The sequence below is a fragment of the Gilvibacter sp. SZ-19 genome, assembly GCF_002163875.1.
GTDB lineage: Bacteria > Bacteroidota > Bacteroidia > Flavobacteriales > Flavobacteriaceae > Gilvibacter.
In genome coordinates this window covers 1631768-1647630 of record NZ_CP019333.1, presented here as the reverse complement: position 1 = coordinate 1647630, position 15863 = coordinate 1631768, and the positions used below count along the sequence as shown (strand labels likewise).

Genomic DNA, 15863 nt, shown 5'->3' with positions numbered 1-15863 from the left:
TCAGGACAGGCCAAAGATAGTGCTTTTTACGAATTAACACCGAAAATCGGGCTCTTAGAAAAAATAAGCCCATCCTTTGCGATGGGCTTGTTTCAGCGTATTGGTCTTCTTTGTTCACTAATCTTAAAAACGTTTCCAAAAACGACCTGCTGGGCTGCGGGGATATGTCAATGAGTTTTAGCGAATTTAACTTTCCAAAACCCCGCATTAGAAACTACAATAAGGTCTGTTTAACCAGCCATAAAACCATTGCGTAAAATGGTTATAGCATTGGAGAGTTTTTCTATTGTCAAGGGTTTAACTATGTATCCCTTGCAAAACGGATTCACCTCACTACGCATGATATCTTCGTCATAATCTGAATTGGATAGAATGATGACATCGATCCGATGCATATGAAACAAGCGCAGGCGCTCAAATTCTTCCAACACTTCCCAACCATTCATATCTGGCATACTTAGATCTAATATGACCAAACTTGGAATGGAGCGAAATTGGGGATTACTGTATTCGCTTAAACTGTTAAAGTAGGCCAAAGCACTACCACCGTTAGAAAAACAAGTGGTTTTAATACTCGGGTCAAAACACTTGATCAGATGCTTGCTTAAATAATGGGTTGTTCTGTTGTCGTCTATCAATACGATATGTTCTATGCTCCTCATAAGGTTTGTCTGGTTTTGGATTAGGAATACTAATTTGAATTTCAGAGCAATTAGTTTCTGTTGCTGTTATGGTTAATGAGCCATTTAAAAGCTCAAGAATTGAATTCATTAAATAATAACTCATATTGACCTGAGAGACATCTTCGCCTTGGTTTGGCCTAAAGACCTCTCCGTGTTCTTGCAATGCCAGGTCATGAATTAAATGATTAAAGGTCATGGCTATACTAGCACCTTTGGGAGTGGTTTGAACTCCAATTTTTAGGTGTCGCTTATCGCGGATATCTTCTCCATAGGTATATCGATTAACAAAACGCACTGCAGCATTCAACAGGCGTTCAATTAAGGTCTTATTAGATTTGAATGGATATACTGTGTCGTAATCGAATTCCAATTTTAAATCTTTAAAAACGGGACAAGCGCCGCAACCAATAGATAACTCCTCGAACATTTGGGCAAAATCTACAGTTTCGTCTAACTGATAGGCCTCCGTTAATATAGAAATCGTGGTTAGGTCTTCTAACAATTGCTTTCCGCCATTCAAGCTAGATTCCAACATGCCGATCAATTTGGAAGCTTCATGCCCTAAAGGTTCTTTTTTAATGAGCTTGATCAGTCCTTGCGCGAAAAAATAAGGCGCTTTTAAATTGTGATTACACTGGTATAAGAGTAGGTCCAGGGAGGTGGATTTTTTATGTAAATCAACTTCCAAGGCCCGTCTACGTGAAATATCTACCATCACAACGGTGTAAACGGGCCCGGAGATAGTTTGCTGCGCGCGAAGTTCGAGTTCTAATGGGAACCGCGACCCATTTTTTTTCAATCCTGTGAACTCTTTAATCTCGCTATGGTCTACCCCCATAGACTTTTGCAGCATTTGCACTAACTCCTTCTCAGAAGTTGAATTCTTTTTCGTTTCTAAAAAATTGGCAAGTGGCTTTCCGATCGCTTCGGACCTATTGTGTCCAAACTTGCGCGTAGCGCAGTCGTTCCATCTTGTAATTCTTCCCTGTTCGTCCAAAGACACCAGAACTACCACATTGCCAACTTCTAACAGACTTCTGTCACTGTAATCTTCTTGTCTCATAATCCATACCTCTTAAACATCGCAACAAAAAGTCTCGTTTAATAATTCGCCACATACTGATCGCAGAACTTTCTCGCTTCGAAGTACGAACTACAGATCTTATATGGAATGAGTGGATCGTAAATGCGCTTAAACGAACGCAAGGTTAAAATCGATCCTAACTCTTTAGCAACAAATACGTCTACCAAGCGCAATTTGTTCAGTCTAGAACAACTTGAAAAATACTTGGCAATAGCTATTGGAGCATTTCCTTTGGCGCGGGTCATATCAATCAAAAACGGGGTGTATTTATTATCGCACAAAAACTCAATAGCTCGAACATATTGTTCTAACTCATCGGGCACAACATGATCAGAAACTTGACGCTCCGTAAAGGTGATCATCATAATTCCCTGTTCATGATTGAACTCGACTTGCTCGAAACTTATATGTTGTTTTAACGCACCCATAATGCTGAATATCCTTATGCCATAGCCGTGCCAAACTACTTTAAATAAGTAGATTGAATTTTATAATATCTTGGTTTTCAGTCTTTTAAAAAATAAAAAAGAGGAAAAACCCTTAATCTGCAAGTAACGGTATTCCGTTGGGAAAAATGAACAAGAGAAACGAGTAACGGTATTCCGTTACTTTATGCCGGGCGTTGTATATCGAGTTTTTTCATGCGATCGCGCAAGGTACTCGGTTTCAATTGGAGTAATTTGGCTGCACCCTGTTCGCCATTGATCTTCCATTGGCATTGCTCAAGGGCTTTAAGTATATGTGCTCGCTGCGCTTCATCTAAAGATAAACCTCCATTGTGCTGGTTCAGGCTGCGTGTTTTGTCCAAATTGTCTCCTGGAGTCTCGAACTCCGGAATTCGCAAGGTCTCTGAATTCGACAAGATCACAGCACGCTCCATAAGGTTTTCCAGCTCTCTAACATTACCTGGCCAAGCGTAATCCTTGAGCTTACGCATAACTGAATCAGAAATGAATTGAATCTCTTTGTGGTATTTGGCACTGAACCTATCTACAAAGTGCTGTATAAGCACCGGAATATCATCGACGCGCTCTCTTAGCGGTGGCACTTGTATTGGGAATACATTGAGCCTGAAGAACAGATCTTCTCTAAAGCGCTTCTTATCAACTTCCTCCTTGAGATCTCTGTTGGTGGCGGCTATGACTCGAACATCTACTTTTGTCGTCTTAGGGTCGCCGATCATTTCGAGCTCTCCTTCTTGGAGGAATCGCAAGAGCTTGGGCTGCATATCTAGTGGCAGCTCCCCTATTTCGTCTAAAAACAGTGTTCCGCCGTCTGCAAGTTGAACCTTACCTAGCTTATCGGCTATGGCTCCTGTAAACGATCCTTTCTTATGTCCGAATAGCTCACTTTCAATGAGCTCTCTTGGAATGGCTCCGCAGTTTACCTTAATAAAAGGTTGCTCTCGCCTATTACTCAAATTGTGCACCGCGCGCGCCAAAAGTTCTTTACCAGTACCACTTTCACCCAATAAAAGCACTGAGGCCGTGGTTGGGGCCACTTGCTCCAAGTTTGTAAGCACATCGCTAAAACCAGCACTTGCGTAGACCATTTCTTCGAAATTAAAGGTCATGTCTAGCTCCTTTCGCAGATAAACGTTTTGATCTTCGAGTTGCGTCTTAAGTGTATTGAGTTCTTCTACAGTATGAGACAGTTTATTATTAAGCTCAATAAGCTTCTTTTCGGCCTTCATGCGTTGTTCGCTTTGAATGATCAGCGAGACCAAACTTGCTACCGAGGTCGCAAAATGTTCTTCTTCACTACCCCAAATACGCATGGGTCCTACATGTTCAAAAACTATGATGCCATTATCTTCATCATGGCCTTGGATAAACACATCCATCCAAGAAGTAATGCCATTGGGTTCTAAATATACCTCACTGAAACTCTTGGTGAATTTATGCTCCCGAGCATTGGTCACTGCAATGGTCTTATGATGATTTAAGGAATCGAAATATTCCGGATGGTCTTTTGCTAGAAACACTGTCTGATTTGTGTGTTTTCCGGTTCGCTTATCGTAAAGGTCTTTGCATTTCATGCTAGACCAATCTTTGTTGAGCACCCAATAACTTACCCGATCCACCCCAAGCACCTCCGCAGTAAGCGAAGTTATACGTCTTAAAGCATTTTCGTAATTACTGCCTACCAAGCCAGCCAATTCTAATATCGCCTCTTTTTTTCTGATGGAATTCTCGGTGAGCCTGCGTTGGCTTTCAATGAGTCTGACCTGATCTGAAATATCTTGAATGGTACAGAAATGAGCAATTACCAATCCTTCTTTATCGCGAATGATCTGATTGTGAACAGATACAGGGAATGTACTTCCGTCCTTTCTTTTGAACTCAGACTCAAAACCAGAAAACCCTCTTCCTTTTAAAACATTTTCTGCACAAGACTTGAATTCTTTAATTGCCTGTGGCGTTAAAAATCCGAATGGCAAAACAGCTCCTGCCAGCTCATCGGCATCATAGCCAACCATCCTGCAGAAGGCTGGATTAACATCGATAATAACCGATTCCATATCCATTACCAAAAGACCTTCGTGTAGTGAATTGATCAAAGATTCCGAAAACTCATTGGCCAGTTTGAGCTTGTTCTCAAATTCAAAACTATCTGTGATATCTGAAATGGAACCCACATGAGCAGTTATTTCCCCTTTTTCGTCTCTCAAATGAGTGACAGACACCAAGGCCGGAAAACGCTCACCGTTCTTACGCATAAAGGTAAGACGCGCAGCCTTGTTGGATTTGTCTATGATATTAGTAAAGGAAGTAATGATCTCGTCCATGTGCTCTGGTGGCCAATATGGATATGGCGGACTAATTCCAATAATTTCTTCACGATCAAAGCCGATCATCTTTAAAAATGCAGGATTAGCATCTAAAAACTTACCGAGCGGGTCAATTATAATGAGACCCTCTTGAAGACCATTGATTACTCGAGCACTGAATTCTCTTTCGCTTTCGAGTTGTTTCTGGGACTTAGAAAGAGCAGATCTGTCACGCACCACAGTAACCACTGAGGTTACCTCGCCTTCATCATCCTTTATCGTAGAGATAGAAATAGACACAGGAAACGGTGTTCCATTCTTGTGAAAAAAGGTAGCTTCGAAAGAAGGTCGATCTTCTTGGGCATTAGTAGTTCTGAGGTCAACTAGTTCTTCAAAGAATTCTGGAGGCCAGTGATAGGGAGGAATAGTTCCGAGTATTTCATCGCGTTCTATCCCTGTCATTTTAAGGTAAGCCTCGTTGACGTCGACCACCTTGGTCTCTTTATCGGTGATCACCACACCATCTTTTAGGCCGTGAATGAATTGCTGATAAAAACGATGTTCTTCTCCAAATAGGTCAATGATGTCTTGGCGAGAGAGATCACGACTCACTTTTACAAATACGTATTCCGGATCTTTGGTCGGAAAGATCTCCAAGCGCACAAACTCTTGCGCTCCATTCTTATACGTGAGCGAAAGAAGCTTATTTAAATAACTGGCAATATTGGAAATGGCATTAGAGAATTGAACCTGCTGGCACTCATTGAGCGCTTCTAATAAGGTCCATTGTCCCTTTAGCAGTTCATCTTCCGAATAGCCGGTTAAGTTTTCAAAACATGGATTTACGGCTAATATCTCTGCCGATTTTTTAGAGAGGACCAACTTTGGGCCGTCTTTACTGTAGAATTGATCTCTTTGAGCCTTATTAATAAAATAGGGCATAGCTCTTGTTGTTTGGTTATTCTGACCGAAGTCAATTCATCTCCTTTTAAAAGGGGGTAACCACAGCTGAAATTCTGGCGAAACCTTAGGTTTCAATCCTTGAATAACGGTTAATCAAGCAAAGATCAAATGGCTTTTAGGGGATGAATAAGTTTCCTAAAAATAAGGTTTTCTAAATAAATGAAAGGTACAAACCGATAGATCCTAACCTCTCAAAAGGAAATTTAACGAATCTCTAACGTTAGTGAAACACTAATGCAAAAGGGTATATGGAATCAGAAAATAATACCTAATTAATTGATATAAAGCGTGTTTATGGGAATCAATCTCCAAAGGAGATCTTGGCCCATTTGGCATCGCCACTTTCTATCAATTCAAGGACTTGAATTACCTGCCCCGGATCTAAAATCTTACCGGTATAGCCGGTATTGGGAAAGTCAGGATTGCCAATAACTCCTTTTCTGACATTCCAACCTTGGGTAGCCACATAGAGGTTATTCTTAGCCACCGAAGGTTTGCCATTAAAAAGAACAGGCGTATCCGGCAAATTATCGGTATTGGGGAATTTATTGTAGAGCACGCGCCCAGAGCTTTCTTGAAATTGGACATAGCCTTCATATTTCAAAAAAGTACCCATATTGGTCAGTGCAGCCTCGTAATATTGCCCATCCTTTCCGATATTGTTGATGTAGTTGTTGTAAGATCGGAAACTGTTATTCTTCTTAGCGATGCTGAAGTAAATACTGTCTGTAGCATTTGCCAGTGCCTCATATTGCCGTTGGGTGATTTCTTTTAAAGAATCGGTTTCACGGATCTTGTTGTTCAGTTCTATGTTAGACAAGGCCAATTGCTTATTGGTTTGTTCCAATTCCTTTTCGTGCAAAGTGATTTTATACGAATAGTAAACCACCAAAGAAAATAAGGCAATAATACCCACGATCAAAAGACCAACCAAGACTCTAAATTTCATAATTATCGGTTTAATTGAACATCCGAATGTCTTTTGGTTCGGATTAGTACTACGATTAACAATGCCAGCAAGACAAAAAATCCACCAGAGGCAAAACTGGCTATATAATTAGACGGATTCAAAACTAAAAAGACCAAAGAAGCAATGGCAAAAAGTGCCATTAACCCCACAAAGAACTTGATCACAAATTCAATATCCTTTCTGTCCGCATTAACACCGTAAACATTAATGGTATCGCCAATACTCACATCGCCACCAGCATCTATGGAGGCTCCGTCTGCAGTATTGCGTTGATTTTTGATATCTGCCATACTCAATTGAAATTAGCCATCGCCGAGGGTAAAATCCCCTCCTGATTTGATGGTGCTATTGTCTATTACATTTTTCTGATCGTAATTGGAACCGTCCGAGTTCTTATCGCCAATCTTTACATTTCCGGCCACTTCAATATTGGCATCTTTAACCACATTCTTTTTGGTTATAACATTCTTGATAGACGGATTGGGTTTATGATTCTCTGCGATCCATCGCTCCAGTTCGGCCTTAAAATCAGGATCCTTTATCATTTCCTGCATGGCAGATGACGCCTCTTCTTTGGCCGCTGACGAATCTGGAGCAGCCACCAAAGTATTGATAACCGTAACCTTGTGGCTCTTTTTAAACCAACCTCTAACCCAATTCACAGAATCGGTCACAAAGTCATCTATGGCCGTGTTCACAGCCTTGTTCTTTACACAGGTATTTACAAGTAATCCCAGCCCAATGCTTACTATATCCATCGGAAATCGAATAAAATTAAAAGTGGGCTAGGTATGTCGGAAGAAGTGGGAATTGTTTGGTTTTTGTTGTGGCTAGCCAGCTCACAACCAGCTCAATATACATCTATTTTTTGAACCGAACTTATTTTTTTAGATCAACTAAGTAGCGTTTCTTCTAAAAACACCAAGAACTCATCTTGCTTGTTCTCTGGTTGAAACAAGGTATTATAGATCATTTGCGCGCGCTCATAAGCTTGCATTCTGTAACGTATTCCAGCTTTTTGCGCAATGGTTTGATAATGACTTTTTGCGGATTCGAGCTGTGCCAGATAAATAAAGCCCTCCGCCATTGCAGTAGACTTGCTCATACTCGGATAAAAATAAGCCTCGGCTTTGGTCACAGCCGTTTGCGCATATTGCCGCATCTCTTTTTTGTTAAGATCCATCATGGCAAACATAAAAGCCACTTTTGCAGCATTAGTAAACACCTGTTCTTCGTCCTCTGTTGCCTCGGCAAGTTGGTAAGCTTTCTGATAACATTCCAAGGCTTGTTCCCCGTCCTCTTGCTTTTTGGACTGCAAATAGATGCCGCGATGAATATCTCCTAAAGTTTCCATTAGGTCTGGATCTGATTGGGTCTCACGACGATCGTTCAATACATCGATAGCGAGCTGCTTATGCCCTAGAGCGTCATAGGCTTTGATGAGCTTAATAAAGGTTTTTTCGTCTAAGCTCTCGCGCATTGGTTCCAATTCGTTTATGGTATCCTGATGTGTCTCGGCATTTTTGGGGAAATAGCTCAAAATAAGATTCTCAGACATTTGTGTTTTAAAGTAGGGAGTCTGCACACAAGGCTCGTCATTCTCGTCTATGCATTCGGCAGCTCTCTTTGGTACTTCTTCAAAGATGTGTTCTACCACATCCATCATGCTCACCTCGGGATCTACAAAAGGTCTTTTGTGCTTTCCAGAGAGAACCTCTAACAAGCACTGGGTAAAAAAGCTTTCTTCGTCATAACCATAACTCTTCTGATTGTCCTGACAAGAGGCCATAACCCATACACCCTGATCCTCGTTTAGTTTTTGAGCCATCCCATAAAGTCCTTCTATGCCAGTTTGGATCATACCCTCTGCATGGCAACAATCCAAGAAAAGCACCAACTTACTCGAAGGAAGAGCATTGATCTTTTCTTTGAGTTCTTCTGCCGTAACCCAGGTCTCTTTATAATTGTCTTTTGTAAGTCCATAGGGCTGTAAAAAGAACTTATGCATATCACTGAATTTTCCGCCATGTCCTGAATAATACAGCAGGATGGTTGAATCTTCATCTGTGATCTCCTTGAGTTTGTCAAATCCGCCCAAAATTCCGGCGCGGTCTGCTTGCTTACCTGTAAGTAAAATGACGTTCTCTTCTGGATAACCGACCAGGTCAGGGTCTGTCAAACGTGCTTGTAAGCGCTTGGCGTCTTTAACGGTATAGGGCAGATCATCGCCCACTCCGATAATTAGGGCATAGGTATGCTGTCGGTTTTTCATATTGGTGAGGTTTTAGCACGGAAACCATCCGCAGTAAATACAAATACCGATCAATGCCAATAGCTCATGATCGCTTCAAAATCTGGTTGACCCACATAGGTCATAAAATGCAGATCATGAACATAAGTATCTGGGGTATAACGATTGCCTGCTGCAACAGCTTTGAGTAACAGACTCAAGGCGGCATCTCGATCTCCTATGGCCGATCGGAACTGCGCCAAATGATAATCGATCTGCCCGTACTGATAAGCACCCTTGCGCATCTCTAAAGTGGCAATTACATTCTTGGCCTTATTCTCTGCCCCATTTTTATGCAGACAAACTGCATAATAAGCCAACTCTTCTGGGTTGAGATCCTTAAGGTCCAGACGGTCAAAATACTTTTGGGCTTGGTCAAATTTACCTTGATAATAGTAGGCTTCTCGTAGATAGGCCTTATTTGCCTTGGATAAGCTGGTATATTGAGGTTCCAATTCGCTTGTTAGCAGATCAAAATACTTTTGGGCGATCCGGGATTTTTGACTTCTCAAGAACTCTTTAGCCGCCCAAAGGGTCAATTTGCTCCAATTGGTAAGATCATCAGATAATTTGAACTCGTTCAAAAGTTGATCAACTTCTGTTGTATTGCCAGCAATTGCGGCGGCGCGAATAATAGCCTCTTTAACCAAAGCATGACCAGAAAGGCCTTTGTAAGGAGCTAAAAGAGCTTCGGTTTCTTGAATTCTACCCAGATCCATCAAGGCTAAAGCCATGGTATAATTACGAAAGCTGCAATATAAACAGCGATCCAGATCCATCTCTTCCATAGAGATCTCCTTGTAAATTGACTCAAGATCTTCCGGTCTATTTACGTATTGTAAGGCCAGAACCATAGCTGTACTATTGTTGGCAAGATCAAAAGGCTCTGCACTGTACTCTTCTAAAAAGTATTTATAAGCCAGTCTATTATCTCCTTTTAGTAAAGCGTCGTAAAGGTCCAGCAGATTGTTTTGCCTTTTATTCAAATTCGTCTGTTCGCTCATTTGCCGGTAGAGCGAATCCACGGCCTTAAAATCATCGATATTGTAATAGTAGATAAGCCGTTCTGCTTTGGGCTTAAAAAAGCTTGGGTCTTTCGCTATGGCCATATTTAAAAGGTCCAAATAGCGGGTATCGGTATTGTCATCTTGACTTTGAGCTTCTAAGTAATACTGATAGGCCTCGTAGCTTGGTGGTGTTTCTTCAAAGTCTGCGATATCGTCTTCTTGGGTAGCCAAATAGCCCAAGATGCGCTGCTTCAGCGCTTCAATACAAACCAGTGGCGATTCCGGATCACAAGAAGCGACCTCAAAAGAAATAAGTGTCTTATCTAAATTGGAATCCATCAAAGAGCAGTTTATGAGCATCTGACCGTCTTGTAAATAATAGGTCCCAACTATAACCCGAGAAGGCTTTAAATACTCCTTGAGCACAATATTATCTTCTGTAGAAAGTACGGAGGCTTGAATAACATTGGAATAGTCTTCAATGATCTTTGGACTTATTACCTGTCCCATTTTATGCTGAGTTATTCCGTGCATGATCCAATCAACAGCCATCTTCCCTACCACGTCCAGTTCGGGGTCAGAGGTGTTATTCTCAAAAGGCAATACAGCCAATTTATCTGCGTTTGCAGTAGGCAAAAGCTCGCTTACAGCAGGCTGTTGTTGATTGAAAAAATTGGCCTTAACTATCAAGGTAGCCGCAAAGATCACTATAGCTCCTATGGCCAGAAGCAAACTGAAGTAGGTCTGTCTGAATGCTCGACGATATTTGGTCTCTTCCACATCTACAGCCCCCTCCGAACTGATCTCAACCCCAGACTTGCTAAAGGCTCGTTTACCTTTAACGGGAGTTCTAGGATCTTCACCTGGTGTAATTCGCAGTTTTTTAATCCGCAGTCTCCATAACAAATACAGATATAATGGAAATCCCAACAGAAGAAATAGCAGTAAATAGGTAAGGGTGGATTTGGGCAGTCCCATCGGTTCCCAGGTCACGGAAATAACTTGCAGCAGAAGCCAACTCGATACCAAGTAAATGGAAAGATTTTTAAAGATATCTTTCTCGCGACATTCCTTTAAGAACTCGTTGAACTTCATTTCTCAGAAAGCCTGTAAATACAAGGCCTTGGGGAGTTGCCTTTTTTGATAAGTTAAAGATTTTCACTAATATAGGAATATATATTAATCTAAAACAATTCCTAATGGCAACGCAAAAACAATCAAACGCCCCACAAAATTCGCCAGCCAAAAAGGCCGCTGCAACGCGGGCCGGTGCCAAGAAAGCGATTAAACGAGCTTCATCTAAAGGTGGAATAAATCCGAAAGGTGGTGCTTAATTTTTCTCGCTCAACTCCTCAAACGAATTACAAATTCTGTAAGAAAACTTCTTCGAAAGTGTAAAATCACGAATTTTCCTACTTATCTATTGTGGTTTTTCCGTAATCCACATGGATCAATCTCTACACCTCCATACTCCTAAATTTTTCTAAGTCAAGGCTATTACTGCGTCAGGTAACTCATTAGTGTGTATCTCGGACTCTTTAAGTGTAGGCTAGAAACAAAAAAAGCCCATCCAAAAGGATAAGCTCTTCATCGGTCTAATTTGACCACTTCGACCGGTTTAACGGTCTTACACAACGCGGCAAATATACGGACCTTGAAGGGATCTAGCAAACTAATATTTCGTTTTGTTTTTAACCGATTTGATAGGCAAACTCGAAATCACCTTATTCGGACGTATTAATCGAAAGCTAATGGAAGACCTATTAAAAACTCCAAATACTTTTTCTTTATGACCAGTTCGTACTTTGCTCGTATTTCCTCGCTCTGAGCGCGGGCCAATTTGGATTTACTTTCTAAAAAGTCATGACTGGTAAAATTACCCCTTTCATAATTGCGAGTAATTATACGAAAGGCCTCCAACTGTGCCTCAAGACCTCTGGCAGTAGCTTCTTTCCCCGCAATTGCCGCCTCAATATCATTTAATGCAATAGAGATCCGGTTCTTTAGCTCCTTCTTTTGGTTCTCATAAACTTTCTGATTGATGTCAAAATCGATCATTGCCTTTTTTACGGCCGACCTGCCTCTTAAGCGATCGAAAATTGGAACCGAAGCCGTAAATCCTATAAAATTGATCTTGTTATTGTCGAGTTGTGTCCAAAAATCGTTATTGATAAAGGTTCCCGTATCTGGATTAAAGATAACATCGTCTTGCCCTAAAATCCCAAAGTAAAAAGTACTAAAGTTATAGTTAAAGCTGAGCTGAGGGTAAAAAGAAGAACGCTCTATACGCACCTGTTTCTCGCTTATTTGAGTTTGCAGCTCTGACGATCGCAAAATTGGATTGTTCCGCACTGCCTGGTCAAAGAGTTGATCAGGAGTATCAGACAATAACGTACCATCCTCAACCTGATCAAGCGGCGAGATGTCAAAATCTACTATATCCTCAACATCGAGAAGCTCCTTTAGACGTATTAAACTATTGTCTACATTGGTCTGCGCAAGAATAGCTTCCTTGTAGTCTAACGAATTTGTCGATTGAAACTCCAATAGTTCACTTTTTGAGACCAAACCCTTATCAAACAGTGCTTGTAATCTAATTATTTGCTTATCGCTAATTTCTAGCTGTTCTTTGGCTACTTCTAATATTTCCTTATTCAACAATACCTCCAAATAAAGATCTGTTATTTGCAAAACCGTCTCATAGATTATTCTTTCCGACTCCGCAAGGCCCTTTTGTTGAATTAGCTCAGCCTGCTGTATACTGACATTTTTTCTAAAGCCGTTAAATAAGACCAATGTAGAGTTAAGGCTAAAGTTAGAGGAGCGACTTTCTTGTTGCCCGATTCCTGTTGAAACATCGAAAGAACTGCCCAATCTATAGCTTTGAGAAGCATTAAAGTTCAAATCTGGAAAACGATCGAGCTTTGCTGCAGTAAGGTCTTGTTCATTCTTTAGATTCTCCAACTTTTGGGCAACTACATCAATATTGTTCTCCCGGGCATGCGCAATACAGCGTTCCAGAGACCATAATTGCTGGCCATAGCTTAATCCAAAAGCCATACAAGACACGATAAGTACCAGGTTTTTCATCTCTTAAGTTTTGCAAACTGCATATATAGCAGTGGTATTAAGTACAAGCTAATGAAGGTTCCGATTAACATTCCTCCTATTACTGTCAAAGCAAGAGGACGCTGTAAAAGACTTCCCAATCCATCGATAAATAGAAATGGTACTAAGGCCAAAATAGTGGTTAGTGAAGTCATGACTATGGGTTTCAAACGTAGCTTACTACCTTCTTTCACTGCCTCCTCTAGTGGTTTACCTTCTTTTCGCAAAAGGTTAATGGTGTGGATTTTTAATATACTATCGTTAATAATTATGCCGCTCATAACCACAATCCCTATCATGGACATTAAATTTATAGTTCCCCCAAAAAGCCATAATAATAATAGGGCTCCACCAATATCGATTGGAACCTCTAGGATAATGATCAGGGGTTGCCAAAAGGATTCGAACTGAGCAGCCATTATCAAGTATAAAAGCAGCAATGAGACCGTTATAACAACGGCCAATTCCCCGGCTAATTCTTGTTTATAGAACCAATTACCATCAAACTTTATATCATAGGGACTAGGCTTAAACCGCTCACGAATTAAATCCATCTGCCTTTCGACATCATTAAGTGAGTTCATCTCAAACTCTAAATATTCTCCAATTCTAGAACCGATTATAGACCTGTATTGATTGTCGTTTCTAACCTCGATAAGGTTGCTTACCGCAATCTGTTTCCCTTCTTCATTCATAACAAAAAGATCGCTAAAAATGGATTCAAAATTGTCAGCTTGGTATACTAGATTGATAGGAATGAAGGACTCAGCCGTCTTGAGATCGTCTATAAAGTTCTCTCCCAAGGTGGTTTTTAGCTCGGAAAGCAGATCGGCATAATCAACCTTGTATAAGAGCAGATTTTCGTGCAGTATTTCTATAGCCACAGTTACTTTAGTAGGTATTTCAGAGCTAGTAGTATTACCGAAGAGAACAGCAATATCAGGCAACTCCTTTACTTGAGGCACTTCTAGGGATGATTTAGGGTACACCTTGGCTATTAGCTCTCTGTTATCAGAACCAAAAATATACTCAAATGCTGTCTTTGGTTTACTAAAGCCAAAATTAGCCTTGGGATATTGTTGACTCAGTTTCTCTGCAAGTTGTCGTTGACTCCGTTTTATCTTTGCATTGGTACCTGCATTTAAATAAATCCTAGCCTCTGATGGACTTTTAACCAGCTCTGACTGCAACAAATATTGGGTTTCGCCGATTTCCGCAAATTGGGTCTGAATATCATCAACTCCGGAGATCAGGCTTGCAATACGAACCTGACTCTCCTGTAAATTTACGGGCTCATTCCAGTCAATAGTCAATTGAGCTTCACCTTGTTCCAAATCTGGCAGCTGCTCGTAACTAATAAGTTGAAAGAACAGCAGTGCGCACACGATACCCACCAAAGAAACCAAGTATACAACCCAAGGAGATTTTGAGAAGTACGCATATCCCTTTGCATACATCTTCTCCAATCCATTATTCTGCAAGCGACCCTTTAACCAACGATCGAATCCAAACTCCCTATGGTAAAGTTGCTTGTACAAAACTGGTATAATAAGAATTGAAACCACAAGGGAACTCCCTAGACCGAGTGAAACAGCAATAGCCTGATCATAGAACAGAGCTCCGGTTATCCCGCTTAAAAAGATAAGAGGCAAAAACACGGAACAAGTTGTAAGAACAGAGCTTATTAAAGGAGAAATGATCTCATTGGTACCTTTAACACACGCCTCTGATATCGAGTGGTCATTTTCTAGTTTTTGAGCGATATTATCTGCAACAATAATGGCATTATCTATCATCATTCCAATGCCGAGAATTAGACCCGACAACGATATAATGTTTACCGAAAGCCCCAAAACATACATTAACAATAAGCTCAAAACTAGGGACAAGGGTATTGCAATGGCAATGATTAATGGAGATTTTAAGTCCTTTAAAAAGAAGAACAGGATCAAAATTGCGAATAAACCTCCCAGTAGCAGACTGGATTTTAGGTTATCGATTGAAAGTTTTAACAATCTTGATTGATCTTGATTAGTTTTAAACTGCAACTCAGGATAATCTGCTCTTAACGTCTGCAAAAGCAAATCCAGCTCTTCTTGCACCTTGTAAACCTGGGTTTCGGCTTGTTTGATGATCGCGAAATTTATACTACGCTGCCCGTCTACGAATACATTGCCCTTCTCGCGCTGAATCCCCATCTCTATGTCCGCCAATTCCTGCATCTGAAACAATTTGCCCTCTAAATTCAAGTAGAGTGATCTTATATCATCAACATCTCGAAGTGGATTGGTAAAGCTAAAATTGTATTGATAAATTCCATTCTGGATCACCAAATTCCCCTGGTCAAAATTGTTCTGCTTTATCGCCTCTATTAAAGTATTATTGGTAATACCCAGAGACCTAAGTTTGTCAAGCTTCGGACGTATACGCACCTCATTCTTTACTTGACCATTAATATCTGCAAAAGCAATATCCGGAAGTTGTTCCAAGCGCTTCTTAAGTACCGTTTCTGCAAACAAACTCAGTTCTAAAAAGTCTAGTTTCGTAAAACCATCTTTCAAACTCACTGATAGATTTACAATAGGAACATCTGTCAGTGAAGCTTTGACAACCCTGGGACGGTCAAGGTCCCGAGGTAAGACATTAAGTGAAGCATCTACTTTTTCATTAGCCTCAACAAAGGCATAATCGGTATTCGTGCCATAGTCGAACTGTAATTTTAAAGTCGCAAATCCATCCCTGGTCTCACTTCGGATATCCTTTAAATTGCTCAGCTGCAATAAGCTGTTACGCAAAGGCCTGACTACGTTGGTCTCTAATTCTCTGGCGGTACTGTTAGGATATGCAAGTTGAACGCTAATCTCTGGTACTGCGATATCTGGCATTAATGATGTAGGTATCTGAATGGCCGAAACGACTCCTAAGACAATAAATGCCATAGAAATCATCAGCACTGCAACCGGTCGATCTATTAGGAACTTGACCATA

12 protein-coding genes are annotated in these 15863 nt (G+C 40.8%); 1 reads left to right on the top strand and 11 read right to left on the bottom strand.

Annotated elements, in window-relative coordinates:
* Positions 1 to 230: 230 nt before the first annotated feature.
* From BTO09_RS07590 to BTO09_RS07550, 9 genes are all read right to left on the bottom strand, one after another.
* Positions 231 to 662 carry a response regulator gene (locus tag BTO09_RS07590; protein WP_087524208.1) on the bottom strand — a complete coding sequence of 144 codons (432 nt, stop codon included), beginning with the start codon at positions 660 to 662 and terminating at the stop codon, positions 231 to 233.
* Positions 580 to 1746: a PAS domain-containing protein gene (locus BTO09_RS07585; protein ID WP_087524207.1), complete on the bottom strand. Its 1167-nt coding sequence runs from the start codon at positions 1744 to 1746 to the stop codon at positions 580 to 582. The genes BTO09_RS07590 and BTO09_RS07585 overlap by 83 nt, the downstream gene beginning before the upstream one ends.
* Before the next feature lie 38 nt (positions 1747 to 1784).
* The gene (locus tag BTO09_RS07580) at positions 1785 to 2195 is read right to left on the bottom strand and encodes a hypothetical protein (protein WP_087524206.1); all 411 of its coding nucleotides are present in this window, start codon (positions 2193 to 2195) and stop codon (positions 1785 to 1787) included.
* A 182-nt stretch (positions 2196 to 2377) separates the two neighbouring features.
* On the bottom strand, positions 2378 to 5479 hold the full coding sequence (locus BTO09_RS07575; RefSeq protein ID WP_087524205.1) for a sigma 54-interacting transcriptional regulator: 3102 nt from the start codon (positions 5477 to 5479) through the stop codon (positions 2378 to 2380).
* A gap of 322 nt (positions 5480 to 5801) precedes the next feature.
* Positions 5802 to 6449 (bottom strand): hypothetical protein, encoded by a 648-nt coding sequence (locus tag BTO09_RS07570; protein ID WP_087524204.1) that lies wholly within the window; start codon positions 6447 to 6449, stop codon positions 5802 to 5804.
* 2 nt (positions 6450 to 6451) lie between these two features.
* Positions 6452 to 6760 carry a hypothetical protein gene (locus BTO09_RS07565; RefSeq protein ID WP_087524203.1) on the bottom strand — a complete coding sequence of 103 codons (309 nt, stop codon included), beginning with the start codon at positions 6758 to 6760 and terminating at the stop codon, positions 6452 to 6454.
* Between the two features lie 12 nt (positions 6761 to 6772).
* A complete protein-coding gene (locus BTO09_RS07560; protein WP_087524202.1) occupies positions 6773 to 7228 on the bottom strand; it encodes a hypothetical protein in 456 nt (151 codons plus the stop codon).
* A 134-nt stretch (positions 7229 to 7362) separates the two neighbouring features.
* A complete protein-coding gene (locus BTO09_RS07555; RefSeq protein ID WP_087524201.1) occupies positions 7363 to 8742 on the bottom strand; it encodes a caspase family protein in 1380 nt (459 codons plus the stop codon).
* 50 nt (positions 8743 to 8792) lie between these two features.
* Positions 8793 to 10862, bottom strand: coding sequence for a M48 family metallopeptidase (locus BTO09_RS07550; protein ID WP_087524200.1), 2070 nt, complete (start codon positions 10860 to 10862; stop codon positions 8793 to 8795).
* A gap of 104 nt (positions 10863 to 10966) precedes the next feature.
* On the opposite strand from BTO09_RS07550, the gene BTO09_RS14620 reads away from it, so the two are divergent.
* On the top strand, positions 10967 to 11101 hold the full coding sequence (locus BTO09_RS14620) for a hypothetical protein (protein ID WP_255396788.1): 135 nt from the start codon (positions 10967 to 10969) through the stop codon (positions 11099 to 11101).
* Between the two features lie 403 nt (positions 11102 to 11504).
* Here the strand turns inward: BTO09_RS14620 and BTO09_RS07545 are convergent, their stop codons facing one another.
* Both BTO09_RS07545 and BTO09_RS07540 read right to left on the bottom strand, forming a co-directional pair.
* Positions 11505 to 12857: a TolC family protein gene (locus BTO09_RS07545; protein WP_087524199.1), complete on the bottom strand. Its 1353-nt coding sequence runs from the start codon at positions 12855 to 12857 to the stop codon at positions 11505 to 11507.
* On the bottom strand, positions 12854 to 15862 hold the full coding sequence (locus BTO09_RS07540) for an efflux RND transporter permease subunit (protein WP_087524198.1): 3009 nt from the start codon (positions 15860 to 15862) through the stop codon (positions 12854 to 12856). Before BTO09_RS07540 ends, BTO09_RS07545 begins: the two co-directional genes overlap by 4 nt.
* Position 15863: the final 1 nt, after the last annotated feature.